Here is a 24,379-nt window from a genome sequence, read left to right as displayed (position 1 = left end):
ATCCATGCGGGTCCAAAACGCAAAAAAAACCGGGGAGATCTCCCCCGATTTTAAGTCTTTTGCTCGGCAATTGGCAAATAGATCATGAACGACGTGCCTTCCCCCGCGGTGCTCGTGACGCGGATCGTGCCGGAGTGGTTGCGGACGATCCGGTAGCTGACCGACAGCCCGAGGCCTGTCCCCGACTCCTTTGTCGTAAAAAAAGGATCGAACAGACGGTTCAGCGTCGCCCGGTCCATGCCCTTGCCGTTGTCGCGGATCGTAATTTCGGCGAAATCCGACTTGCGGTCCAGGATGACGTCGATCCGCCCTTCCCGCTCGCCCTCCAGCTCCGCGATGGCGTCCATCGCGTTTTTGAACAGGTTCAGCACGACCTGCTTGATCTGCTTGACGTCGATCGAGACATGCAGCTCGGAATCCTGCGCCTCCAGCGAGATGAAGCAATTATGCATGAGCGCCTCGCTTTCGCTGAGCAGGCTGACTTCCTTGAGCAGCGACGCGAGCCGGATCGTCTGCTTCATCGGAGCGGTCGGCTTGGAGGAGTTGAGGAATTCGTAGATGATGTCGTTGGCGCGGTCGATCTCCGCCACCATGATCTTGGCGTACTCCTCCTTGCCGAGATCGACCAGCGTCGGCCGCAGCAGCTGGATGAAGCCGCGGATCGAGGTGAGCGGATTGCGGATCTCATGCGCGATCGCGGCGGCGATCTTGCCGAGCATCGCCAGCTTGTCGTTCTGGTAGGCGGTCTGCTCGATCTGCTTGTATTCGGATACATCTTTCATGCTGATGAGATAGTCTCCGTCCAGCTGGTCGCCGTAGGTCGCCGTGATGAGCAGATGGCGGCCGCTGCTGTCCTGGAACTCGAAATACTTGTTGCGGCGCACGATGATCTCGCGATAGAGACGCACCAGCAGCCGCCTCGTCGGACGGGTCAGCTGGGCGTGGCGGAGGATTTCCAATATGCTGCAGCCGACGAGAGTCTTGCGGGGAACGTCGAGAAAGCGGGCCATCTGCAAGTTCATGAACGTGACGATGCCTTCCGTATCGAACAGAGCGATGCCGCTGTCCATATGCTGCAGCACGTTCTCGTACTTGCTCTTGACCCGCTCGAAGGAGCGGTAGGAGCGGCTGAGCAGCTCCCTCATCTCGATGTACCGCTCGTCCGCCGGACGCTCGGGCTGGTACCGGAACCGGTAGGCGACCATCAGCTCGATCAGGAACAGGAACGAGCGGCCGTACAAGTCGAGCGCTTCCTCCGAGTCGACGTTGAGGACGATGTTGCGCATGCTCTCCTCGTGGATCGCGATGATCTCCTCCGGTCCGATGTTATGGAACATTTTCCCTAGCTCTGTTGCCTGATACAGCGATGCCTCGCTCCCGCTTCGAATATATTCGGCAAGCGCCGGGAAATAGCGCTTTCGAATTGCCTGCATTAGCCTTGCTCCTCTCCGGTTGCAAACAGCTGGAGCTGTATCGGTGTCGAACTCATGTAGAAGGACGGAGGCAGCCATTTGCGGAACGTGATGCAGGTGCCGATGCGTCTCGTGATGGCGATGTCCCATTCCTCCGACCAAAGCGAATTCCATTCCTCTTCCAGCTCAAGGGAAAAGCTGCAGCTGCCGATGAGCGACCATTCCAATCCGGCTTCTCCCGTTTCCTTGCGCACTTTGCCGATCAGCATCTGGCTGCGCCGATGCATCTCTACGAAACCGCTCGATAGCTCGGATATGGCATAAGCGATGCGCGTCTGGTCGATGATGCCGAAGCCAAGCTCCCGCGCCAGCTCCCGGCCTCGTTGACGAGCTCGGATCGCATCCCTCACATTGCTGATGTTGAACAGTTCCATCTCCATGTACGAGCTCCGCCCTCCCTGTTCCTTGCTGTCAGGATCGCAGTCAAGCCGTCGATTCGTACATCAATCATAGGATTGGCTGTCAACAAGTGTCAATCGGAAATAATGTCGAAAATTGCCAGATCCAGCCCGCTCCGAAACTCGGATCGGCCCCTGCCAGAAGACGCGCGAAAGCGGGCCTGTCCGGCCCGCTTTCGACATGCGTCGGCTCATCAGCGATCGGAATGCCCGTCCCGGCCATCCCGCTGCTCCCGCTGCTCCTTCCGCTTGGCTTCGGCCTTTTTCCGTTCGGCCTCCGCGCTGCTTTTCGCTTTTTCGTGCTCCCGCTTCCGCCGATCCGCCGCTTCCCGGATCCGCTGCTCCGCCTTGCTTCGAATCTCCGCCGCCTTGGCGGCGGCTTCCTTGGCGCGGCTGTCGCGGGCTTGCTCGAGGCGGCGCTCCGCCTCGCGCTGCTTGCGCTCCAGCGCCCGGCGAGCCTGCTCCGCCTCCCGCTTCCATTGCTCCAGCCCGCGCCTGAACTCGCGCTGCTCCCGTTCGCGGCTTTCGGCCGCCTTTACGTTCCCGGCAGGCTGGGCCGATGCCGGATGGCGGCTCGGTCCATGCGGCGGATGCGCGGACGGACGGCCGACCGGGTCGCGCTGCCGCTCGGCCGGGGGCGTCGCCGTGCGCGCCGGCGCCGAGGCAGCCGCCGGCGGCTTCTCCGCCGCCGGACGGGCGGGCGGCGACGGCGTTGCGGCCCGCTCCGCGGCCGGACTCGCCGGCTGGACGGCGGACGCCTTCGCCCGAGCCGACTTTTCCGCCTCCAGCAGCCGATCCAGCTTCTCCTCATCCAGCTCCGCGCTGTCCGGCACGAGCGCGTCCAGGCCGCCCTGCCAAACGGCCGTTGCCGGCAGCGGCTGCGTGCGCAGACGGTCGAGCGACACGTCGTAGCCTTTTTCCATGGCCAAAAGATAGACGGTCATCTGGCCGACGGACAGGCCGAGCTCCTCCGCTTCCAGAAGCACCTGCGGCGTCGAGCGCAGCTCGGTCACCTGCAGGCCGTCCTCGCCGGCCTGCTCCGCCGCCGACTCCAGCGCGTGCCGCGCCTGCGCGCCGAGCTCCGTCAGCTCTTCTCCGTTCCCTTTCAGCCGGACTCCCGCGAGCAGCACCTTGGCGGTCTCCTGCTTCAAGTAATCCGATTCGGCCAGCCGTTCCGCCAGCTCCTCCATGACGAGCGAGGCAGGCTGCCCGCTGTAGTCGAGCTCTTGGACGAGCGGCACGGCATCGGCATTGACCGCGCGCAGCTGCCGCACCATGAGGTCGGCGTCGACGCCGACCTCGAAGCTCGGATTGATGTCGAGGCTGATGTAGGCGACGACCGGATGGGCCGCCGCCCGGCCTGCGTAGAGGACGGGGATCGCCAGCAGCAGCGCCAATGCTCCCGCCGCCGCCGGCAGCACCCAGCGCGGCCGGACCGCACGGACGGCGGGCGGGAGCTCGACCTCTTGGCCGACCGCTTCCCCTCCGCGGCTTCTGATCTTGCGGAAGCTGCCGTCGGGCGTAAGCACGATGACGCTGCCCTTCTTGACCTCCAGCACGATGCCGTTCCCGTTCACCGTTTTCTCCCCCCCGCCGCCTGCTCCTGATTCCGTTCCAAAGGCTGCCGGCCTTGGCGCAGCAGCAAGTAGTCTTCCAAATAAGGATAATGGCCGCGCAGCAAGACCGCGATCGCGATCAAATACTTGCGGTTGCGCTCGATCGTCTTGCGCGAGACGGAAGACTGCTCCATCAGCTCCTTGACCGGCAGCCGCCGCTTGTCGACGAGCATGCCCCACAGGCAGTCCTGATCCGCCAGGCGAAGCGCGATGCCCTGCAGCAGCCTGCGGGAGTCCTCGTGCTTCGGCGAGCACTCCGCAAGCTCCGCGAAGCGGATGCCGTAGCCCTTCAGCTCCGCGGCGAAGTCCTCGATCTCCAGCCGCCGCTCCTCCGCGTCGCGATCGAGATGGAAGCGCGAGACGGCCTGCTGGATCCATGCCGCCTGCAGGCTGTCCTCCAGCTCGCCCTCCTGGTCGAAGCTGCCGGAGGGCACGGTCTGGCGGTGGCGCTTCTCGCGCCGGATATAGTCGATCAGCCGGCGGCGGATGACCGTTTCGGCGAAGCCGGTGAACGATCGTCCCGACGCGGGGGAAAAATGCTCGATCGCTTCATTGAACGCGATCATCGCGATGCTGAACTCGTCGTCGCGTACCGGATCGATATACCGCTTGCAGAACCGGCTGGTCGATTTGAGGATGAACGGACGGTAATCCTGGATGAGCTTCTCCCGCAGCGCTTCGTCGCCTGCCTGGATCCGCCCCAGCGCCGCGCGGAGCTTGTCCGGTTCGGAGACAGCGGATTGCTGCTTGACGCTGAAGCGTCCGAACCATCTTTTGAACACCATCAGCAGCAACAGAGCACCTCGTTTCCTATACGGTTCGCAGCGTCCCGCCCGATTGCGGGAGTCGCTTCAAATAAAAAAGCCTCCTGCTACAGGAGGCGCCGTTCGTCTCTAGCAAAGACCTTCCGAGGTCCGCTTGGCTTTCAGCTTGTTGCGGCGGGAATTGAGGATGCCGAGCCTTTTCTTGAGCTCCGCTTCCCAGTCCGCGTCTCCGATATGCTTGGCGAAGCCGAGCAGGTCGAGCGCCATGTCGATCTGGCTCAGGACCACTTCCATCGGATCCTCGTTGTCATGGTTCACGCAGTTCTCGAACAGCGACTTGCCGCGCTGGTCGACATAGTCGTGGAAATCCACCTCGGAAACTCCGTCTCCATGCGCATATTCGGCTAATAGTTCGTATTCGCTTTCTATCATATAATGAATATCTACGCGATGGCAAACCGGACAGAACAGAATGGGGACGTTATGAATGTGGGTCCGATAGTGTCTGAGCGTTCCTTTCGTGCCGATCATGCTCGCTCCGCAGCAAAAGCTCATCCTGGTTCCCTCCTTGTACTCGCCGTCCGCCAATCGGAATGGCTTGGATCGTTATCTGCATTCTATTCGGCAATGCCTAGCGGAATTCCTGCCAAACCGCCGACGGTTACGGAAGCGGAGCCGGAGGCAGGTCCTCGGGCTTGATTTCGGGCTCCTGCGGCAGCTGCGGCAGCTCCGGTCCCGGATCGGGCATGATTTCCGGCTGCGGATCGGCTGGCGGCAGCTCGGCGGGCTTCGGCTGCTCGATTTCAGGGGCGGGCGGAGGCGTTATTTCCGGCTCCGGCGGCTGCGGCAGACGGGGAGCATCAGGGTCGCGAGGCGGCTCAGCCGCTTGCGGTCGTTCCGTTTCATGGGTCATTTCAAGGGGCCTCCTTCATAGGTCGATGCCTGCTGGATTTGCTTATCCTTACCCTTGGAAAGCCGCTTGGACGCAGAAAGAGCCGCGTGCGCCTGATCAGAATTTGGGGCGAGCGGCCGGAAACGCGGAACCGACATCGAAGACTTTCTAGAATGAAAAAAGCCAAGGCGGAATGCCCTGGCTACCCTGGAAGGGATGAATTCAGTTGGAGCGGACCGGTTTGTCGCCCGGCTTCCAGTTCATCGGACAAAGTCCGCCGGACTGCAGCGCTTGGAGCACGCGCAGCGTCTCCTCGACGCTGCGGCCGACGTCGTTGTGGTGGACGACCTGATGCTTCAGCTCGCCCTCCGGATCGACGATGAACAGGCCGCGCAGCGCGATGCCTTCTTCTTCGATCAAGACGCCGTAGTCGCGGGCAACCTGCTTCGTCATGTCGGATGCCAGCGGAAAGCTCAGCTTGCCGAGTCCGTTCTCGCTCTTCGGCGTGTTGATCCAGGCCTTGTGGCTGTGGACGCTGTCGATGCTGACGCCGAGGATGTCCGCGTCCAGCTTGCGGAACCGGTCGGCCGCATCGCTGAGCGCCGTAATTTCCGTCGGGCACACGACCGTAAAGTCGAGCGGATAGAAAAAGAAGACGAGCCATCTGCCGCGGTAGTCGGAAAGCGACGCCCTGCCGAACTCCTTGCCCTCGCCGTCGACGGTCTCCATCGTAAAATCCGGCGCCGGACGGCCGACCAAACGTTCTGCCATGATTCCGAAACCCTCCTTCACGCTAAATGCGCATCGGAATTAGGTTGTCCAAAAAACGGCAGTCCATTCGAAAGGAGGGGGCTTCCCGCGAGCCGGAAAGCTTAGCGGATCGCGCCCGCGATCAGGTCGCCCATCGCTTCGGTGCCGATCGCCTTGGACTTGTCGACCGCGATGTCGCCCGTGCGGTGGCCGGCGTCGAGCACTTCCTTGACCGCGTCCTCGATCGCTTGCGCCGCGTCATGATAGCCGAACGTGAGGCGGAACATGAGCGCGACCGACAAAATCGTCGCGATCGGATTGGAGATGCCCTGGCCCGCGATGTCGGGAGCCGATCCGTGCACCGGCTCGTACAGGCCGAAGCTGCCTTCGCCGAGCGACGCCGAGCTCAGCATGCCGATCGAGCCGGTCAGCATCGCCGCCTCATCGCTCAAGATATCGCCGAACATGTTCTCCGTGACGATGACGTCGAAGCTCGACGGACGGCGCAGCAGCTGCATCGCGCAGTTGTCGACGAGCACATGCTCCAGCTCGACCTCCGGATACTCCGGAGCGATCCGGTTCACGACCTCGCGCCACAGGCGGGACGTCTCCAGCACGTTCGCCTTGTCGACGGACGCCAGCCGCTTGCTGCGCGTCATCGCGATGTCGAACGCCTGGCGCACGATGCGCTCGATCTCCTGCACGTTGTAGACGCAGGTGTCGACCGCTTCCTGCCCGTGCTCGCCCTCGCGGCGGAACTTCTCGCCGAAGTAGATGCCGCCCGTCAGCTCGCGCACGACGATCAGGTCGGTGCCCTCGAGCACCTCGGGCTTCAGCGTGGAGGCATCCTTCAGGCAGTCGAACACCGTCGCCGGACGGATGTTGGAGAACAGGCCGAGCGCCTTGCGGATGCCGAGCAGTCCCGTCTCAGGACGCAGCTCCTTCGAGTTGTTGTCCCACTTCGGTCCGCCGACCGCGCCGAGCAGCACCGCATCGGCCTTTTGGCAGATGTCCAGCGTCTCCTGCGGCAGCGGGGTTCCCTTCTCGTCGATGGCGATGCCCCCGAACAGGCCGTGCTCGAATTCGAAGCGGTACTCGTACCGCTCCTCGATTTTCTTGATGACCTTGATGGCCTCGCCGACGACTTCCGGTCCGATGCCGTCGCCTGCGATGACCGCGATCTTTTTCACTTCTGCCATAGTTGAACACTCCTGTCTCGTCTCGATAACGAATGAGAATAACTATCATCAGTTGTACCATACTCCCGCTCGATTGTTCCAAGATAGGATAGCTATGGTGTTGATAGGGCGCGCCTATAGAGCAGCCTTCGCGAGATGAAAAAGCCCGCCTGCTGCGAAAACAGGCGGACCGGATGGGGCTGTAAAGAGAAGCTCGCGTAGCGTCAGATCAGGCTCATCTTGTCGCGGCGGCCCGGGGCCTTGCGCTTCTCGATGAGCCGGTTGAGCGCGTCGACATACGCGCGCGCGCTCGCCTCGAGGATGTCCGTGCTCACGCCGCGGCCCTGCGCGGATACGCCGTCCTGCAGCAGCACGACATGCACCTCGCCGAGCGCGTCCTTGCCGTCCGTGACGGACTTGATGGAGTAGTCGTCCAGCTCGACCGTCTCGCCCGTGACGAGGTCGATCGCGTTGAACAGGGCGTCGACAGAGCCGTTGCCCTCCGCCGTGCCCGACTGCACGCCGCGCCCCTCGACCCGGATCGAGACGGATCCCTTCGGCGTAGAGCGGTTGCCGTAATGGACCTCGACGGTTTCGAGCGCGTACACCTCCGGCGTGTCGACGAGCTTCTCCTCCAGCATCGCGAGCAGATCCTCGTCCGTGACGTTCTTCTTGCGGTCGGCCAGATCCTTGAACTTGGTGAAAGCGGCGTTCAGCGCCTCGTCCTCGAGCTCATAGCCGAGATCGAGCAGCTTCTCGCGGAACGCGTGGCGGCCGGAGTGCTTGCCCATGACGAGCTTCGACTCCTTGATGCCGATCGTCTCGGGAGAGATGATCTCGTACGTCGTCTTCTCCTTGAGCATGCCGTCCTGATGGATGCCGGACTCATGGGCGAAGGCGTTCGCGCCGACGATCGCCTTGTTGCCCGGCACGACCATGCCGGTCAGCTTGCTGACGAGTCGGCTCGTACGGGCGATCTCGGTCAGCTTGAGGCCGGTCTTGGCGCCGTACAGAGCCGCGCGCGTCTCCAGCGCCAGCGCCACTTCCTCGATCGCCGTGTTGCCGGCGCGCTCGCCGATGCCGTTGATCGTGCCCTCGATCTGGTCGGCGCCGTTCTGGATCGCCGCCAGCGCGTTCGCCGTCGCCATGCCGAGGTCGTCATGGCAGTGGGCGCTGAGCTGGATCGTCTCGATGCCCGGCACCTGCTCTTTGAGCGTCTTGAAAATGTTGCCGAACTCGGCCGGCGTCATGTATCCGACCGTATCGGGGATGTTGACGACGGTCGCTCCCGCCCGGATCGCCATCTCCGTCACCTCGCACAGGAAGTCCAGCTCCGTGCGGCCTGCGTCCTCCGGCGAGAACTCGATCTTGGCGAACTTCTGCTTCGCGTAGCGGATCGCCTTGTCGGCCGTCGCGAGCACCTGCTCCTTCTCCATCTTGAGCTTATGCTTGCGATGGATCGGCGACGTCGCCAGGAAGATGTGGATGCACGGATCGGCCGCATCCTTGAGCGCTTCCCAAGCGGCGTCGATGTCGCGCTCGACGGCGCGCGCGAGGCCGATGACGGTCGCGGACTTGACCGCTGCGGCCACCGCCTGCACCGCCGCCAGATCGCCCGGCGAGGCGGCCGGGAAGCCGGCCTCGATGCGGTCGACGCCGAGCTTCTCGAGCTGGAGGGCGATCTCCACCTTTTCCCGGGTATTCAGGTTGACCCCGGGCGATTGCTCGCCGTCGCGGAGCGTTGTATCGAAAATATAGATCTTGCGCAAGCCGGCACCTCCGTTCGGTAGGATTGTTTAGCTTATGAAGCGGCAAACGCGCCTCATTCCAGGTGGAAGAAGCGCGCTGCCGTGCTGCTTGACTCGTCTTACTTCTTGATCCAGTGCATCAGCTCGCGCAGCTGCGCGCCCGTCTTCTCGATCGGATGCTCGGCTTCGTTGCGGCGGGTCGCCGTCAGCATGGCGCGGCCGGACTTGTTCTCGAGGATGAAGTCGCGGGCGAATTTGCCTTGCTGGATGTCGGAGAGCACTTCCTTCATCGCTTTTTTCGTCTCGTCGGTCACGATGCGCGGGCCGGTGACATAGTCGCCGTACTCGGCCGTGTTGGAGATGGAGTCGCGCATCGACGCCAGTCCGCCTTCGTACATCAGGTCGACGATCAGCTTCAGCTCATGGAGACATTCGAAGTACGCCATCTCCGGCGCGTAGCCCGCTTCCACCAGCGTTTCGAAGCCGGCTTTGACGAGCGCGGACGTGCCGCCGCAAAGGACAGCCTGCTCGCCGAACAGGTCGGTCTCGGTCTCTTCGCGGAACGAAGTCTCGAATACTCCGGCACGGGTGCAGCCGATGCCCTTCGCGTAAGCGAGGCCGATCGCCTGGGCATTGCCCGTCGCGTCCTGCTCGACCGCGATCAGGCCAGGAACGCCGAAGCCTTCGACGTACGTGCGGCGCACCATGTGGCCCGGCGATTTCGGAGCGACGAGCAGCACGTCCGTGTCCTTGCTCGGCACGATTTGGCCGAAGTGCACGTTGAAGCCGTGGGAGAACATGAGAGCGGCGCCTTTTTTGAGGTTCGGGGCGATCTCATCGTTGTACACCTGGGCTTGCGTCTCGTCCGGCATGAGGATCTGGACAACGTCCGCCTTGCGGGTCGCGTCGGCGACGGTCAGCACCTCGAAGCCGTCGTTGCGGGCTTTGTCCGCGGACTTGCCTTCGCGCAGGCCGATGACGACCTTCACGCCGCTGTCGCGCAGGTTTTGCGCTTGAGCATGGCCTTGGCTGCCGTAACCGATGACTGCTACCGTCTTGCCTTGGAGAACGCTGAGATCCGCGTCGTTTTCATAGAACAATTTAACTGCCATGATGAGATGATGCCTCCTTTGGATTGGAACCCCTTTGAGCGGGTGTTTAAAGAGACAGCGCGTTAAAGCTCGAGCGGGGAGCGGCTCGTCTGCCTTCCTTAAACTCCCGCTCAAAGCGGGTTTTTGAGGTGTTATAGGTAAAAACAATAGCTTTATAGATTCGTTGTCGAACTTATCCGAAAATTCGCGCTACAGTCCGGCGGCGCATCGTCTGGCTCCTGGCGCGGAGCGAGTCAGGAGCGGACGGTGCCGCGGTTCATGGCCGTCACGCCGGTGCGGGAAAGCTCCCGGATGCCGTATGGACGCAGCAGCTCGATCATCGCGTCGATCTTGTCGGTCCCTCCGACCGCCTGCACGATCAGCGAGCTCGGTCCGATGTCGACGACCGCGGCGCGAAACGTCTCGACGACGCCGAGAATTTCCGGACGGGCTGCCGGCTCGGCGTTGACCTTGATCAGCGCCAGCTCGCGGGCGACCATCGGGCTGCCGCTCACGTCGACGACCTTGATGACGTCGATCAGCTTGTACAGCTGCTTGGACACTTGCTCCAGCACCTTCTCGTCGCCTTCCGTGACGATGACCATGCGGGAGAGGCCCGCTTCCTCGCTGGCGCCGACCGTGATGCTCTCGATGTTGAAGCCCCTCCGTCCGAACAGGCCAGCCACGCGCTGCAGCACGCCCGGCTGGTTGTTCACGAGGACGGCGATCGTATATCTCTGGTTCATTGTTCATCCCCCATCAGCATGACGTCGATCGTGTTGCCCTGGGTGACCATCGGGTAGACGTTCTCGCCTTTGCGGACGACGAATTCCACGACTGCCGGACCCGGATGGGCAAGCGCTTCTTTCCAGGCCGCCTCCGCCTCCTGCTTGTTCGTCGCGCGGAAGCCTTTGACGCCGTACGCCTCGGCCAGCTTGACGAAGTCGGGGCTGCCTGCCAGGTCGATGTGGCTGTAGCGGTTGTCGTAGATGATCTCCTGCCACTGGCGCACCATGCCGAGCACCTGGTTGTTGATGATCGCGACCTTGACCGGAATGTTGTTGATCGCGCAGATCGCCAGCTCCTGGGCGCACATCTGCATGCCGCCGTCGCCATTGATGCTGACGACGAGCCGGTCCGGATGCGCCATCTGCGCGCCGATCGCGGACGGGAAGCCGAAGCCCATCGTGCCGAGGCCGCCGGAGGTGATCCAGGAGCGCGGCTGGTTGAAGCGGTAGTACTGCGCCGCCCACATCTGATGCTGGCCGACGTCCGTCGTGACGATCGCGTTGCCCTCGGTCGTATCGTGGATCATGCCGATGACCCACTGCGGCTTGAGCTCGGTGTCGGAATCGACGTACCGCAGCGGCTGGTCCTGCTTCCATTGCCGGATCTGGGCGCGCCAGGCGTCCGCCTTGTCGGCATAGCCGACCTCCTGGTTGAGCAGGCCGAGCGTCGTCTTGACGTCGCCGACGATCGGGATGTCCGTCGGCACGTTTTTGCCGATCTCGGCCGGATCGATGTCGATGTGCACGATCTTGGCCTTGGACGCGAAGCCGTCCAGCTTCATCGTCACGCGGTCGTCGAAGCGGGCGCCGATGTTGATGAGCAGGTCGCTCTCCTGGATCGCCTTGTTGGAGGCGTACGCTCCGTGCATGCCCGGCATGCCGACCCACAGCTCGTTGCCGCTCGGGAAGCCGCCGAGGCCGAGCAGCGTCGTCGTGACCGGAATGCCCGTCTTGACCGCGAACTCCAGCAGCTCCTCATGGCCGCCCGAGTAGACGACGCCGCCGCCGGCGAGGATGAGCGGACGCTCCGCTTCGGCGATCGCCCGGACGAGCTTGTCGAGCTGCGGCTTGCGCGGCGTGACGGTCGGATTGTAGCCGCGGATGCTCACGTCCGTCACCGGCTTGAACAGCGCCTTGGCCGCCGAGACATCCTTCGGGATGTCGATCAGGACCGGGCCTTTGCGGCCGCTGTTCGCGATGTGGAACGCCTCGTGGATGACGCGCGGCAGGTCCTCGACGTCCCGCACGAGATAGCTGTGCTTCGTGATCGGCATCGTGATGCCGGTGATGTCCGCTTCCTGGAACGCGTCCGTGCCGATGAAGCTCGTCGCGACGTTGCCCGTAATGACGACGAGCGGCACGCTGTCCATGAACGCGGTCGCGATGCCGGTGACGAGGTTCGTCGCTCCCGGTCCGGAGGTCGCGATGCAGACGCCGACCTTGCCGGAAGCTCTCGCATAGCCGTCCGCCGCATGGATCGCGCCTTGCTCGTGGCGGGTCAGCACGTGGTTGAAGTCCTTGAAGCCGTGCATGGCGTCGTAGATGAACAGCACCGCGCCGCCCGGGTAGCCGAATACACATTCCACGCCCTCGAGCACCAGGCTGCGGAGCAGCATTTCAGAGCCGCTCACCACTTCCGGCTTCCTCATTCTATCCATGATCTCTTCCTTGGAGCGCACTGCTTCGCCTTGCATCACCATCATGTGATCCTCCCTTCGTGACGGCGGCGGTGTCGACGGTCCGCCTTCGCCCCTATCGTATTGGCTGAATCAAAAAAACCTTTCGCCCTCTATGCCGAAGCATAGGGACGAAAGGTTGATCTTCCGTGGTACCACCCAGGTTTACGCCGCATCTCGCGATGCGGAGTCTCAAGAAGTAAGACGCGAGATGCATGCCTCATCGGTCCTACTTCGGCAGGTTAACGCATGCCAGGCGATTCTCCCTAATGAAAGCGCAAGGGCGCTTCGTTCAGGAAAACAGCTCCGAGGTGAGCTCGTTGGAAAGGGATGCTGGCGGCGGTTGCAGCGAATCCGTCGCTCTCTGGACAGTAGAGCCCTTAACACTTCGTCCTCTTCATTGCTGTTCGGGTATTAGCTTAGACCTTATTATAGGTTTGAGCTTATCATCCGTCAATACTTAGATTACGCGGCTGCAGGAAAAGTTATGTACGAGGCCGGAAAACGAATCGCTTCGCAACCGGCCCCGCTTCGGCATAGACTGTGGAGACGGCCGCGGCGGATGCCCGCTCCGCCTCATGCGGAAGCGCTCCGCCGGCCCGTCGGAAGGAGTCTCCCGCATGCGCCAAATCCGCTATCGCGGGCATCGCCCGGACGATCTGCCGACGCTGATCCGCCTCATCCGCACCGAGCTGATGCCGATGTCCCATACGGTCAGTCCCGACGATCCCGCCGTGCTTGCCGAATTGCCGGACCGCTTCGACAGCGGCCGCACGATCGTCGCCGCTCCCGAAGGCGGCCCCCCGCTCGGCTTCGTCCATTTCGGCCAGATCCACTCGCTGCTCCACATCGACATGCTCGTCGTCGATCCGGCCAGCCGCAAGCACGGCATCGGCCTGGAGCTCATGCGCCGCGCCGAGCGCGAAGGAACGCTGGGCGGGTCGCTCATGGCCGTGCTGTTCGTCGACGACGTCAACGAAAAGGCGCGCCGATTCTACGCCCGCGAGGGCTACGAGCCGGTGCGCCATTTTCCCGATCTGAAGGTGACGCAGTGGACGAAGCCGCTGCGATCCGAAGGTCAGTAGAACCCTTTCGGTCCGACTGGAGGGCAGCAGCCCGGTCCATAAGGGCCGTAAGGACCTCCAGGGCCGCCCGGTCCCGGTCCATAAGGGCCGTAAGGGCCGGGTCCCGGTCCGTAGGGGCCGCCGAAGCCCCCGCCATAAGCGCCGAAAGGAGCGAGGCCGATCGCAAGGACGGAGAACAGCGCCAGCGGCAAGATGAAGGCGCGGGTGCCCGCCTTGCCGGCTTGCTCCTGAACGCGCACATAGAGCTTGTCGCCGTTCAGCTTTTCCAGCTTGCCCGTTACGACCGAGCCGTCCTTCATCTTGACCTCGACCGTCTGGCCGATGAGTGCCTGCACTTGCTGCTTGGAGACGTTAGACAACATGATTCCTCCTTTCCGTTCCTTCCAGCTTATTCTCCCGGCGGCCGTCCCGGCTGTACGGATGTCCGCATGAACGCAAAAAAAGGCTGCTCCCTGTCATCTGCATGACGGGAACAGCCTTTTGATGCTAGGCGTTCAGCTTTTGCTTGGCTACGTCAGCCAGGCTGTTGAACGAGCCGATGTCGTTCACGGCCAGGTCGGCAAGAACCTTGCGGTTCACTTCGACGCCGGCTTGCTTCAGGCCGAACATGAATTTGCTGTAGGACAGGCCGTTCAGACGCGCAGCGGCGTTGATGCGGACGATCCACAGCTTGCGGAAGTCGCGCTTCCGTTGGCGACGGTCGCGGTACGCGTACAGCAGGGATTTGTTGACCTGCTCCTTTGCGGTTTTAAACAGGCGATGCTTGGAACCGAAGTAACCCTTTGCGAGCTTAAGAATCCGTTTGCGGCGACGGGCGCGAACGAATCCGCCTTTTACTCTTGCCATGATAATACCCTCCTGTAGGTTCTAATCAAATAAATCTCAGGGAAATGCTATTTCAGTTGCGCGAGGCCTTGAGCCAGACGGCTTACGTCGCCGGCAGCCATGTTCGGCTGGGTAGCCAGAACGCGCTTCGTGCGGCCCGATTTATGGGAGAGCAGGTGGTTGCGGTACGCCTTGTAGCGCTTTACCTTGCCCGTTCCCGTGATCTTGAAGCGGTCTTTCAGACTGCTGTGGGTTTTCATCTTAGGCATGTCGTTATCCTCCTTGAATAAATGAAAATCAATTGTTGTTCTTCGGTGCCAAAATCATGATCATGCTGCGTCCTTCCAGTTTCGGCACACGCTCGACGTTGCAGATGTCGGCCACTTCGGTCTGGAGACGCTCCAGAATGCGCTGGCCGACCGCCGCATGCGCGATCTCGCGTCCGCGGTAGCGGACGGAGGCTTTGACCTTGTCGCCTTCGCCAAGGAACTTGATGACGTTGCGGAGCTTGGTCTGATAATCATGCTCGTCGATGTTGGAGCGGAACCACACTTCCTTCAGATCGACGATCTTCTGGTTTTTGCGGGCTTCCTTCTCCTTCTTCTGCTGCTCGTAGCGGAACTTGCCGTAGTCCATGATGCGGCATACCGGCGGCTTCGCTTGAGGAGCGATGTTGACCAGATCCATGTTGGCATCGATGGCCATCTGCAGCGCCTCGCGGATCGGCTTGATGCCAAGCTGCTCGCTCTCGGGTCCGACCAGGCGTACTTCCCTCGCCCGGATGTCGTCGTTGATTTGGTGATCTCGGCTAATAATCGTCCACCTCCGAATGGGATTGGTGTTGCGCGCGTGAATGCTCTATAAAAAGCAAAAGCGGGTCCTGGAGCAGGACCCGCGTGAGACGCCGTAGTAGATCCGTCCTCTCTCCGCAAGGAGGGAAGGCGGCCATATTGCGTATCGCATACCAGCCGACGGCGTCGGTCAGGTGAGAAGCGGGCGCTCCTGCTTGTGCGAATATGTCGTTGTAAATTGCATGAAATCAAGAACACTTGAACTAATGTACCATGACGACGAGCTGCCTGTCAACCGCCCTACGAAGCCTGCTTGCTCTGCACTTCCTCCAGGCGGATGACGCGCGTATGCTGCGTATGGCTCCATTGCTTGTTGTTCTGCGTGAAGAACGCATAGAACGTGATCGGCAGCCAGCTGAGCTGGAAGACGATCATCGACAGCAGATGGGCGTACATCTTGCCGGACTTGATCCCTTCAAGCGCCATGACGAGCGGGAACATAAGCGCGGCGGACGCGAGCGCGACGGCCGGCACCCAGAATGGAAGATACGCATAGATCGACGAGAACACATTGTCTGCCGGCAGCACGTAATCGATCCAGATGACGACGGTGCCGACGAAGCCGAGCAGCGTGCTGTAGACCGAGAACGAGTACAGCGCCGCATCGAACTTGACGAAATTGCGCTCCTTGATGCTGGCCCAGAGCAGCGGGAAGAAATACTGGCGGGCGACGGTGAAGTGGCCCTGCATCCAGCGCAGGCGCTGGCGCGCCGAGGCGCGGAAGGAGACCGGCTTCTCGTCGTACACCTTGGCCTCGTAGTTGAGCACCGGATGCACGCCGCGCTGCACGCAGCGCATGGAGAACTCCAGGTCCTCGACGAGGCTCGTCGCGCCCCAGCCCATTTCCTTCAGCAGGCCGCTTTCGAAGCACATGCCGGTGCCTCCGAGGAAGTTCGCCATGCCGAGGTTGCGGCGCGACAGCTGCCAGAGGCGGTTGCAGTACCAGTAGGTAATGCCGTAGGATGCCGTGACCCAGGAGTCGTCCGGATTTTTCGTATCGAGGTAGCCCTGGATGACTTGATGGCCATTGCACAGGTCATTGTTCATGTGGATGAGGAAATCGGTGTTCACCAGATTGTCCGCGTCGAACATGACGACGGCGTCGTACTGCTTGGGCATCGCCCACAGCTCCTTCAGCATCCATTCGATGGCGTAGCCCTTGCCTTTGAGCTGGTTGTTGAACCGCTCGCAAGCGTGCGCGCCCATGCTGCGGGAGATGTCGGCCGTGCCGTCCGTGCAGTTGTCGCAGATGACGAACACGTCGTACAGCTCTTTCGGATAATCCAGGCGGTTCAGGTTCTCGATCAGCGCGCCGACGACCTTCTCTTCGTTGTGGGCCGCGACAAGAATGGCGAACGATTTCTGCGGCTTGTGCCGGATCGTCTTTTTCTTGCGGACGATGCCGAACAACGCCAAGCCGAACTGATAGATTCCGACGAATGCCAGGAAAATTTGCAATGCGATCATGATGGAACTCGCGATCATTTGTGTTGCCCCCTTGAGACCCCGATTTTAATATTCTCTCTGTACATGCTGCGGGCTCTTTTCTCTCTGTGTTGGTTTTTTTAATGTCAGCTTTTCTGGAAACGGCCCTTTTGATTTTCCACGGAACCCGTAGCTTTGTCAAAAGGCGAATCCCCTTCGTTTCGGCTCAAAGCAAGGGGAAAAACGCTTGCAACGAGCATTAAAGACTAGGATGCCCTCATTTGCTTGCGCTAACCGCTTCTTCCATTCATTTGCTGGCGTTTTGATGCTTTCGTCCTTACCGACGAGCGACCGCCTCGAAAAGTTCTCCAAGGTCCGACAAAAGGCGGTGACAATCCGGTGAACGACGGGTTTCGCTTCAAGGACGCATCCGCCAGCGGATGCGTCCTTCCTCCCATCATTACCACGCCCGCGAAACCTAAAACGGCTTTCGCTTCATTCAGCCCTAACAAATCTGCTTTAGAATGAAGCTGCGACATATTCAGATCGCACGCGGAAGGTTATGATAGGGGTACAGAATACCAAACCGACGGGAGGAGTGGCGATGTTCATCGGCTGGCTCCGCATGAAGGAGCGAAGGCTGCTGCTTTGGCTGAACCGCGGCCCTGCGGGAGCGAGGCTCGGCGCCGTCGTGAGGCGCTGGCTGTCGACCGTGACGCATATGGGCGGAGCGACGTTCACGCTGAGCGCCTCCCTGCTGCTCTTGCTGCTCGGCGAAGGAGCTTGGGAGCTCGCCGGCTGGCAGAGCCTCGCGGCGGTCGTCGTCAGCCATATTCCGGTCGCCGTCGTCAAGCGCACGCTCAAGCGGCTGCGGCCCTACCAGGCGATCGAAGGCGTCCGCACGGGCAAAAGCCCGCTGGCGGACTCCTCCTTTCCCTCCGGCCATACGACAGCGGTTTTCGCCTGGATCGTCCCGTTGTCGTACGCTGCCGCTTCCGAGCTGCCCGCCTGGCTGCCGCTCATCGTCGCTGCCGCCGCGCTGATCGCCGGTTCGGTCGGATGGTCCCGGATGTACCTGGGACTTCATTACCCGTCCGACGTCGGCGCCGGAGCGCTGCTCGGCACGTTGACCGCGCTGCTGGCCATCTCGTTCATCGGCAGCTAGGCCGCTCGCGGCGGACAGGCTGCCGCTGCCGGAGGCAGGCGCAAAAGCGAACCGCCCGCCGTCCCCTTGCAAGGGAACGGCGGGCGGTTCGCTTTCGTTATCAGGTCCGCTGCGGCGGCAGGCTCACGCCTGGGAGCCGTGAAGCTTGGCCTTTTCCAGGTCCTCGCGCTCCTTGGCCGCCTCGCGGCTGCGGCGGGCGTTCTTCTCGTCGCGGTATGCGGCGAGCGCGGAAGCTCCGACGACGACCTCGCAGCGGTGGATCGGCAGCCCTTGCTGGATGAATTTGCTTTCGTACTCGGTGAGCACCAGATCGTCCCGCACCTCGTCGCGATGCAGGTCGAGCGAGATGGCGCGCATCTGCATCTCCGTCTCGGCGTAGCTGTTGAGCGAGAACTCGAACAGCAGCCGCGAATCCGTCTTCTGATGGATCTCGCCGTATTCATTGAGAATTACCGCGTACTGCTCCAAAAAGCGCGGATGCGACAGCCGCCGGCGCGCATGCTTGGACTTCGGCCACGGATCGCTGAAGTTCAGGTAGATCCGCTCCAGCTCGCCGGGGGCGAACATATCCGAGATGTTCTCGATGTTGGCGCGCAGCAGCGCCAGATTCGGCGGGTAGCCCTCCAGGCCGAGCTCCTCCCTCGCCAGCAGCGCCTTTTCGCTCGCGCGGCGGATCAGCTCGTCGTACATGTCCACGCCGATGTAGTTCACGTCCGGGTTGCGCACGCTGTGCTGGCTGATGAACTTGCCCTTGCCCATGCCCAGCTCCACATGGATCGGCTTGTCGTTGCCGAAAAATTCCTTCCACTTGCCTTTATGCTTCTCGGCATCGAGCACGACGAGGCGCGGCAGCGCCTCCAGCTCCTCGCGGATGCCTTTTCTTCCTCTCAAGCGCATGATTCGATTATTCCTCCAATAGCCTCGGCCGTCGGCCTAAGCAGACTCTACCGTCCTATTGTGCCTAAGACAGCTCCGCTTGTAAAGAAAAAGCGGCTCCGGGAGGCTGTGCCTGCCGCGGAAACCGCTCGGTTCGAAAGAGTGGATGCTAGTTCAGCATCTGATAGGGGATCGGCTGCTCCAGCTCGTACGTCTCGGACAGCACATGGTTCAGCTTGCGGCGGGCCTCGATTTCAAGGCGGTGATTGCCGTGGAACCGAATTCCGGCGAGGGCCATCAGTTCCTTGACCGTGAGCTCGATCGTGACCTTGCTGTCGCCTTGCGGAATTTTCACCGTGTTCATGTTCATCACCTCATGGATTTTTTTACAGCATTCCCAGGAGATCGGGCGCTTATGAAAATCAGGGTCGCGGCAGCGTTCAAGTGATGAAAAACCCTTGATTTAATTGATTTCTTTCCTCTTTAATTTAACACATCATGTAAGGTTTATCAAGCCCAAAATAAGCGCTTTCATTATTTATTTTTTCCAGCTTGTCCACCTCGGGCCGCAGGCCTGCATGCCCGGAGACCTTTGGCGCGGAAGCGAAATTCAGGTATGATGGTAGCAACCCGACGCGGCGGGCGGCTGCGGCCGTCCGACCGCCGAATCCGAGCGTTTTTGAAAGGAGCCGACATGCAAGCTGCAACGCCATCCGCCTCTTCCCCGCTCCTGTGGGGAGACAAGCGGTTCCATACCTGGAATTACGAGATGAGAGAGCAGTTCGGCGGCAAGGTGTTCAAGGTGATGCTGGACGCCGGCTTCACCTGCCCGAACCGCGACGGTGCCGTCGCGACGGGCGGCTGCACGTTCTGCAGCGCGCGCGGCTCGGGAGACTTCGCCGGCAGCCGCCGGGACGACCTCATCCAGCAGTTCGATACGATCCGCGACCGCCAGCATCTCAAATGGCCCGACGCCCGCTACATCGGGTATTTCCAGGCCTACACCAATACGTACGCGCCGGTCGAGGAGCTGCGCCTCTATTATGAAGCGATCCTGGCGCAGCCGGGCGTCGTCGGACTCTCGATCGCGACCCGGCCGGACTGCCTGCCCGACGATGTCGTCGACTATCTCGCCGAGCTGAACGAGCGCACCTACCTCTGGATTGAGATGGGGCTGCAGACGATCCACGAGTCGACCTCGGACCTCATCAACCGCGCCCACGACACCGCCTGCTACCTCGATGCGGTGCGGCGCCTGCGCGAGCGCGGCATCCGCGTCTGCGCCCATATCATCTACGGCCTGCCGCAGGAGACGCATGAGATGATGCTGGACACCGGCCGCGCCGTCGCGGCGATGGACGTGCAGGGCATCAAGATCCATCTGCTCCATCTCATGCGCAAGACGCCGATGGTCAAGCAGTACGAGGACGGACTGCTGCGCTTCCTGGAAATGGACGAGTACGTCCAGCTCGTCGTCGACACGCTGGAGCTGCTGCCGCCGGAGATGATCGTGCACCGGCTCACCGGCGACGCGCCGCGCGAGCTGCTGATCGGACCGACCTGGAGCCTGCGCAAATGGGAAGTGCTGAACGCGTTCGACGACGAGCTCTCCCGCCGCGGCACCTGGCAGGGACGGCTCTGGCAGCCTGCCGCTCCCGGCCTGCTGCCGGAGCCGGAGCACGCGCCGGCGCTGACCAAGCCGGGCCGCAAGCTGTCCGCCGCCAAGTACGCCGCTCTCATGAAGGCGGCAGCGCAGGACGCGCCGGGCTGCGAGCCGGGGGAGCGGAGCTGATGGGCCTGCTCTCCGTCATCGGCATGGCGCATGGCTGGGTGCGCCAGCGCGTCCAGCCCGGCGACGCGGTCATCGACGCCACGCTTGGCGGCGGCGTCGACGCGCGCTTCCTCGCGGAGCTCGTCGGACCGCGCGGCTCGCTGATCGGCTTCGACGTGCAGGAGGAGGCGCTGCGGCGCACGCGCGAGCGGCTCGAGCCGCTGCAGGCAGCCGGCCGGCTGCCTGCGCGCACCTCCCTGCTGCTGCAGTCGCACGGCGAGCTGGAGACGGCCGTGCCGCCGGAGCTCCGCGGCCGGATCGCGGCCGTGCTGTTCAATCTCGGCTACTTGCCGGGCTCCGAGGATACGAGCCTCATCACGACGCCGCAGACGACGCTGCCGGCGCTGGAGGCCGCGCTCCGCGTCCTTCGCCCCGGCGGCATCCTCGCCTGCGTCCTCTATCCCGGCCACCCCGGCGGCGCCGAGGAAGCGGACGAGGTGATGCGCTGGACGGCCGGCCTGCCGGCGGAATCGGCGCAGGCGGCCGTCTATCGGCTCGTGCAGAAGCCGTCCGCGCCCTACGCGCTCGGCATCGAGAAAAAAGCTTCGCCGACCGGCTCGCCCGAGCCGAGTTCATTCCATTAAAAGGAGGAAATATCAAATGGCTATCCGCAAGCTGGAGCATGTCGGCGTCATGACGGCGCATCTGGAGGCTTCGATCGACTTTTACAAGCAGGTGCTCGGCATGGAGCACACGTACACGCTGACGCACACGAACGGCGTAATCCGCCTCGCCTTCCTGCGCTTCCCCGGCTCCGAGCAGACGGAGCTGGAGCTGATCGAGGGCTATGACTCCGATCTGCCGGCCGAGGGCAAGACGCATCATATCGCCTTCACCGTCGACAACGTCGAGGAAGAGTTCGAGCGCATCAAGCGGCTCGGCGTTCCGCTGCGCGACACCGAGCTGACGACGCTGCCGAACGGCGCGCGCTACTTCTTCTTCTACGGACCGGACGGCGAGCTGCTCGAGCTGTTTCAGCCGGGACAGGCTCCTACCGCCTGACGGCCTCCCGTCCTGTCGGCAATCATCCTCTACATATCTTTCGAATAGGAGTGGAAATAGAGATGACACTCGCACCATACCCGCTTAAATTCAAGCCTGAAATGAAGGAACGCGTCTGGGGCGGCCGCGCCCTGGAGCAGTTCGGCCTGGAGCTGCCCGACGGCCACATCGGCGAAGGCTGGATGATCGGCGATCATCCGAACGGCACGACCACCGTGCTCGGCGGACCGCTGGACGGCCTCGGCCTCGACGAGATCCGCGAGCGCTACGGGCGCGAATGGTTCGGCAGCAAAGGCTTTTCCGAGAAGAACGGCCGCTTCCCGCTGCTCATCAAGCTGCTCGATTGCAACGACGACCTGTCGGTGCAGGTGCATCCGACCGACGCCTACGAAGGACTGCCGGCCGGCGAGCTCGGCAAGACGGAGATGTGGTACATTCTCGACGCCAAGCCGGGCGCCAAAATCATCTACGGCCTCAAGGACGGGGTCGACCGCGCCGCCCTGCGGCAGGCGATCGACGAGGACCGCGTCATGGAGACGATGCAGGAGGTCGAGGTGAAGGCGGGCGACGCGTTCTACATCCCGGCCGGCACCGTGCATGCGCTGTGCGCCGGCGTCGTCGTCGCGGAGATCCAGCAGAACTCGGATACGACGTACCGCGTCTACGACTACAAGCGCCCGGGCCTGGACGGCCAGCTGCGCGAGCTTCATGTCGAGGACTCGCTCAACGTCATCGCCTACGAAGGCGCCGGAGCGACGCGCATGACGACGGACGGCGCGCAGCCGGGCAGCTGGCTGACGATCGCCGAGTCCCCCTACTTCCTCGTCGACAAAGGCGTCGTGCGCGGTCCGTGGGAGCTGACCGTATCGCCGGACAGCTTCGTCATCCTCGTCATCGCGGAAGGCTCCGGCTCCATCGCCTGGGGCGACGGGCAGTCGCAGGAGGTCAAGGCCGGCGAATGCTTCCTGCTGCCGGCGACGCTCGGCTCCTGCACGCTGGACGGCGAGCTGACCGTGCTGCGCAGCCTCGTGCCATAAGCTTTTGCGAATGCATGCCAAAAAGCGTGCCGGATGGAAATCCGGCACGCTTTTTTTATATATCCAGCTCGCTCGAATGCCGAGCAGGCGCTACAGAGCCGCAGCCGTCCCGCGAGGGAGCCGCAGGCTGAACGCGCGCCCTCCCCGCTTGCCCTCCGTCCCGTACAGGACGACGAGCAGCGTCTCCGCTTCGCGGCTGAGCGAGCCGTCGTGCAGATAGCGCTCCAGATCGAACGGCAGCCGCTCCACGACCGCGTGCTTCTGCAGCTCCTTTTCGCCGAGGCCGAGCCGCGCGAACTCCGCTCCCGCCTCCTCCGGCGCATCCGCGAGCCGCTTCATCCACCCCGCCAGCTCGGACTTGTCCATGCCGAACTCCCACCACACCTTGCGCGGCTTGTGGTTATGGCCCAGGAAATAATCCAGCTTCATTAGGCCGAGCACGACGTCCAGCTCCATGCCGCGCGGCGCCTCGTCCGAGAGCAGGAAAGCCCGCAGCCGCGCGAACAGGTCCTCCAGCTGATGGCCGATTCGCTCCCAGCCCTGGCGCTCCCAGAAGTCGCCGAACCGCTGGAAGAAGTCGAACGCGGAACCGAAGACGCGGTCGATCAGATGGAGCAGCGTATGATCCATGCGATGCGCGTTCCAGTATTTTTCCAGCACGTCCTCGACCCGCTTGATGCGAATCAGATCCGAGAACGGCATGAGGCTGTTGCCGAGAATCTCGTAGGGCGCCTGATCGGCGTACACATAGCCGTACTTGTCCGCGTCGCGCCGCAGCCCCGTTCCGCGCAGCATCTTGAGGAAGCCGAGCTGCAGCTCCTCCGGCCGCAGCGCGAACACGTCGTTGAACGTCTTGCGGAACGTGTCATAGTCCTCATGAGGCAGGCCGGCGATGAGGTCGAGATGCTGGTCGATCTTGCCGGAGTCCTTAACCTTGGTCACCGTGCGCACGAGCTTGTTCCAGTTTTGACGGCGCTCGACCGCCAGGTTGGTGACGTCGTTGGTCGACTGCACGCCGATCTCGAAGCGGAAGATGCCCGGCGGAGCGTGCTCCGCCAAATAATCGAGCACCTCCGGCCGCATGATGTCGGCCGTGATCTCGAACTGGAACACGCAGCCGCCGTGGTTCTCGATCAGGAACTTGAACATCTCCAGCGCGTAGTCGCGCTTGATGTTGAACGTGCGGTCGACGAACTTGATCGTCTTCGCTCCTGCCTCGATCAGATAAAGCAGGTCCGCCTTGGTCCGCTCGATGTCGAAGTACCGCACCCCGACCTCGATGCTCGACAGGCAGAACGAGCAGCTGAACGGACAGCCCCGGCTCGTCTCGAAGTAGACGACGCGGTTCGCGAGCGACTCCCGATCCTCGGGGAAGCGATGAGGGCTAGGCAGCTCCGCCAGGTTCAGCTTCGGCCGCGGCGGGTTGACGACCGTCTCCTGCGCGCCGTTCTTCACGCGCCGGTAAGCCGCACCGAAGACGAGATGGTACTTGCCCTCGCCCTCGATCTCCTGCAGCAGATGATGGAGCGTCTCCTCGCCTTCGCCGTGGATGATGAAATCGACCTCGGGCAGCTTGTCCAGCCACTCGCCCGTGTCGTAGCTGACCTCGGGACCGCCCATGACGATGCGCACGTCCGGCATGATCTTGCGCAGGACGCGGATCACCTTGATCGTCTCCTCGATGTTCCAGATGTAGACGGAAAAGCCGATGACCTGCGGCTGCTTGGCGTACAGGTCCGAGACGATGTTCATGACGGGATCCTTGATCGTATATTCCGCGATCTCGATCGGGAAGTCCTTCTCGCAGTAAGCCTTCAAGCAGCGCAAGGCGAGCGAGGTATGGATATATTTCGCGTTCAGCGTGGCTAGAACGACGTTCATGACGGCAACCTCCTTCAAATCAACGTTC

26 protein-coding genes are annotated in these 24,379 nt (G+C 62.4%); 6 read left to right on the top strand and 20 right to left on the bottom strand.

Going from position 1 to position 24,379, the window contains the following annotated elements; genetic code table 11:
- Positions 1-50: 50 nt before the first annotated feature.
- From NYE40_RS07825 to ilvB, 12 genes are all read right to left on the bottom strand, one after another.
- Positions 51-1,433, bottom strand: coding sequence for an ATP-binding protein (locus tag NYE40_RS07825; RefSeq protein WP_028599924.1), 1,383 nt, complete (start codon positions 1,431-1,433; stop codon positions 51-53).
- The gene (locus NYE40_RS07820) at positions 1,433-1,852 is read right to left on the bottom strand and encodes a hypothetical protein (protein WP_052333461.1); all 420 of its coding nucleotides are present in this window, start codon (positions 1,850-1,852) and stop codon (positions 1,433-1,435) included. Before NYE40_RS07820 ends, NYE40_RS07825 begins: the two co-directional genes overlap by 1 nt.
- 212 nt (positions 1,853-2,064) lie before the next feature.
- On the bottom strand, positions 2,065-3,447 hold the full coding sequence (locus NYE40_RS07815; protein ID WP_339279740.1) for an anti-sigma factor domain-containing protein: 1,383 nt from the start codon (positions 3,445-3,447) through the stop codon (positions 2,065-2,067).
- Positions 3,444-4,271: an RNA polymerase sigma factor SigI gene (gene sigI, locus NYE40_RS07810; protein ID WP_339280033.1), complete on the bottom strand. Its 828-nt coding sequence runs from the start codon at positions 4,269-4,271 to the stop codon at positions 3,444-3,446. Before sigI ends, NYE40_RS07815 begins: the two co-directional genes overlap by 4 nt.
- Positions 4,272-4,379: 108 nt before the next feature.
- On the bottom strand, positions 4,380-4,805 hold the full coding sequence (locus NYE40_RS07805; RefSeq protein WP_028599927.1) for a hypothetical protein: 426 nt from the start codon (positions 4,803-4,805) through the stop codon (positions 4,380-4,382).
- A 106-nt stretch (positions 4,806-4,911) separates the two neighbouring features.
- Entirely contained in the window at positions 4,912-5,163 is a 252-nt protein-coding gene (locus NYE40_RS07800) for a hypothetical protein (RefSeq protein WP_028599928.1), read from the bottom strand.
- 201 nt (positions 5,164-5,364) lie between these two features.
- Positions 5,365-5,913, bottom strand: coding sequence for a peroxiredoxin (locus NYE40_RS07795; protein ID WP_339279739.1), 549 nt, complete (start codon positions 5,911-5,913; stop codon positions 5,365-5,367).
- Between the two features lie 101 nt (positions 5,914-6,014).
- Positions 6,015-7,091, bottom strand: coding sequence for a 3-isopropylmalate dehydrogenase (leuB, locus tag NYE40_RS07790; RefSeq protein ID WP_339279737.1), 1,077 nt, complete (start codon positions 7,089-7,091; stop codon positions 6,015-6,017).
- A gap of 203 nt (positions 7,092-7,294) precedes the next feature.
- Positions 7,295-8,839 (bottom strand): 2-isopropylmalate synthase, encoded by a 1,545-nt coding sequence (locus NYE40_RS07785; protein ID WP_339279735.1) that lies wholly within the window; start codon positions 8,837-8,839, stop codon positions 7,295-7,297.
- A 98-nt stretch (positions 8,840-8,937) separates the two neighbouring features.
- Entirely contained in the window at positions 8,938-9,930 is a 993-nt protein-coding gene (gene ilvC / locus NYE40_RS07780; protein WP_028599932.1) for a ketol-acid reductoisomerase, read from the bottom strand.
- A 233-nt stretch (positions 9,931-10,163) separates the two neighbouring features.
- The gene (gene ilvN, locus NYE40_RS07775) at positions 10,164-10,655 is read right to left on the bottom strand and encodes an acetolactate synthase small subunit (protein WP_028599933.1); all 492 of its coding nucleotides are present in this window, start codon (positions 10,653-10,655) and stop codon (positions 10,164-10,166) included.
- Positions 10,652-12,397, bottom strand: a complete 1,746-nt coding sequence (gene ilvB, locus NYE40_RS07770) for a biosynthetic-type acetolactate synthase large subunit (RefSeq protein WP_339280032.1) — start codon at positions 12,395-12,397, stop codon at positions 10,652-10,654. The genes ilvN and ilvB overlap by 4 nt, the downstream gene beginning before the upstream one ends.
- 596 nt (positions 12,398-12,993) lie before the next feature.
- Here ilvB and NYE40_RS07765 point away from each other — a divergent pair.
- Positions 12,994-13,458, top strand: a complete 465-nt coding sequence (locus NYE40_RS07765) for a GNAT family N-acetyltransferase (protein ID WP_052333462.1) — start codon at positions 12,994-12,996, stop codon at positions 13,456-13,458.
- Here the strand turns inward: NYE40_RS07765 and NYE40_RS07760 are convergent.
- The 5 genes from NYE40_RS07760 to NYE40_RS07740 form a co-directional block, all read right to left on the bottom strand.
- Complete coding sequence (locus NYE40_RS07760) at positions 13,452-13,820, bottom strand: hypothetical protein (protein WP_028599935.1); 369 nt, start codon at positions 13,818-13,820, stop codon at positions 13,452-13,454. The genes NYE40_RS07765 and NYE40_RS07760 overlap by 7 nt on opposite strands.
- 124 nt (positions 13,821-13,944) lie before the next feature.
- Positions 13,945-14,304: a 50S ribosomal protein L20 gene (gene rplT, locus NYE40_RS07755; RefSeq protein ID WP_028599936.1), complete on the bottom strand. Its 360-nt coding sequence runs from the start codon at positions 14,302-14,304 to the stop codon at positions 13,945-13,947.
- Between the two features lie 47 nt (positions 14,305-14,351).
- Positions 14,352-14,552: a 50S ribosomal protein L35 gene (rpmI, locus tag NYE40_RS07750; protein ID WP_028599937.1), complete on the bottom strand. Its 201-nt coding sequence runs from the start codon at positions 14,550-14,552 to the stop codon at positions 14,352-14,354.
- 28 nt (positions 14,553-14,580) lie between these two features.
- The gene (gene infC / locus NYE40_RS07745; protein WP_043111625.1) at positions 14,581-15,078 is read right to left on the bottom strand and encodes a translation initiation factor IF-3; all 498 of its coding nucleotides are present in this window, start codon (positions 15,076-15,078) and stop codon (positions 14,581-14,583) included.
- Between the two features lie 296 nt (positions 15,079-15,374).
- Positions 15,375-16,616, bottom strand: a complete 1,242-nt coding sequence (locus tag NYE40_RS07740) for a glycosyltransferase family 2 protein (RefSeq protein ID WP_028599939.1) — start codon at positions 16,614-16,616, stop codon at positions 15,375-15,377.
- Positions 16,617-17,163: 547 nt separating this feature from the next.
- On the opposite strand from NYE40_RS07740, the gene NYE40_RS07735 reads away from it, so the two are divergent.
- Positions 17,164-17,724: a phosphatase PAP2 family protein gene (locus NYE40_RS07735; RefSeq protein ID WP_052333463.1), complete on the top strand. Its 561-nt coding sequence runs from the start codon at positions 17,164-17,166 to the stop codon at positions 17,722-17,724.
- 123 nt (positions 17,725-17,847) lie between these two features.
- On the opposite strand, the gene trmB is transcribed toward NYE40_RS07735, so the two are convergent.
- Together trmB and NYE40_RS07725 are read right to left on the bottom strand one after the other, a co-directional pair.
- Positions 17,848-18,621, bottom strand: a complete 774-nt coding sequence (gene trmB, locus NYE40_RS07730) for a tRNA (guanosine(46)-N7)-methyltransferase TrmB (RefSeq protein ID WP_028599941.1) — start codon at positions 18,619-18,621, stop codon at positions 17,848-17,850.
- Positions 18,622-18,769: 148 nt separating this feature from the next.
- On the bottom strand, positions 18,770-18,964 hold the full coding sequence (locus tag NYE40_RS07725) for a hypothetical protein (RefSeq protein ID WP_028599942.1): 195 nt from the start codon (positions 18,962-18,964) through the stop codon (positions 18,770-18,772).
- 330 nt (positions 18,965-19,294) lie between these two features.
- Between NYE40_RS07725 and NYE40_RS07720 the strand changes: the two genes are divergently transcribed.
- From NYE40_RS07720 to NYE40_RS07705, 4 genes are all read left to right on the top strand, one after another.
- Positions 19,295-20,392: a TIGR01212 family radical SAM protein gene (locus tag NYE40_RS07720; protein WP_084137445.1), complete on the top strand. Its 1,098-nt coding sequence runs from the start codon at positions 19,295-19,297 to the stop codon at positions 20,390-20,392.
- Positions 20,392-21,015, top strand: coding sequence for a class I SAM-dependent methyltransferase (locus tag NYE40_RS07715; protein ID WP_028599943.1), 624 nt, complete (start codon positions 20,392-20,394; stop codon positions 21,013-21,015). Before NYE40_RS07720 ends, NYE40_RS07715 begins: the two co-directional genes overlap by 1 nt.
- 16 nt (positions 21,016-21,031) lie before the next feature.
- Positions 21,032-21,433 (top strand): VOC family protein, encoded by a 402-nt coding sequence (locus tag NYE40_RS07710; protein ID WP_028599944.1) that lies wholly within the window; start codon positions 21,032-21,034, stop codon positions 21,431-21,433.
- A gap of 62 nt (positions 21,434-21,495) precedes the next feature.
- Positions 21,496-22,470 (top strand): type I phosphomannose isomerase catalytic subunit, encoded by a 975-nt coding sequence (locus NYE40_RS07705; RefSeq protein ID WP_028599945.1) that lies wholly within the window; start codon positions 21,496-21,498, stop codon positions 22,468-22,470.
- Positions 22,471-22,560: 90 nt separating this feature from the next.
- Here NYE40_RS07705 and NYE40_RS07700 read toward each other — a convergent pair whose 3' ends face one another.
- Positions 22,561-24,351, bottom strand: a complete 1,791-nt coding sequence (locus NYE40_RS07700; protein ID WP_028599946.1) for a B12-binding domain-containing radical SAM protein — start codon at positions 24,349-24,351, stop codon at positions 22,561-22,563.
- Positions 24,352-24,379 lie beyond the last annotated feature (28 nt).

It is taken from the genome of Paenibacillus sp. FSL W8-1187 (assembly GCF_037965485.1).
Taxonomy (GTDB): Bacteria; Bacillota; Bacilli; order Paenibacillales; family Paenibacillaceae; genus Paenibacillus_O; species Paenibacillus_O pasadenensis.
Note: the sequence above shows the minus strand (reverse complement) of the source record. Positions and strands in the feature narration are given on the sequence as shown.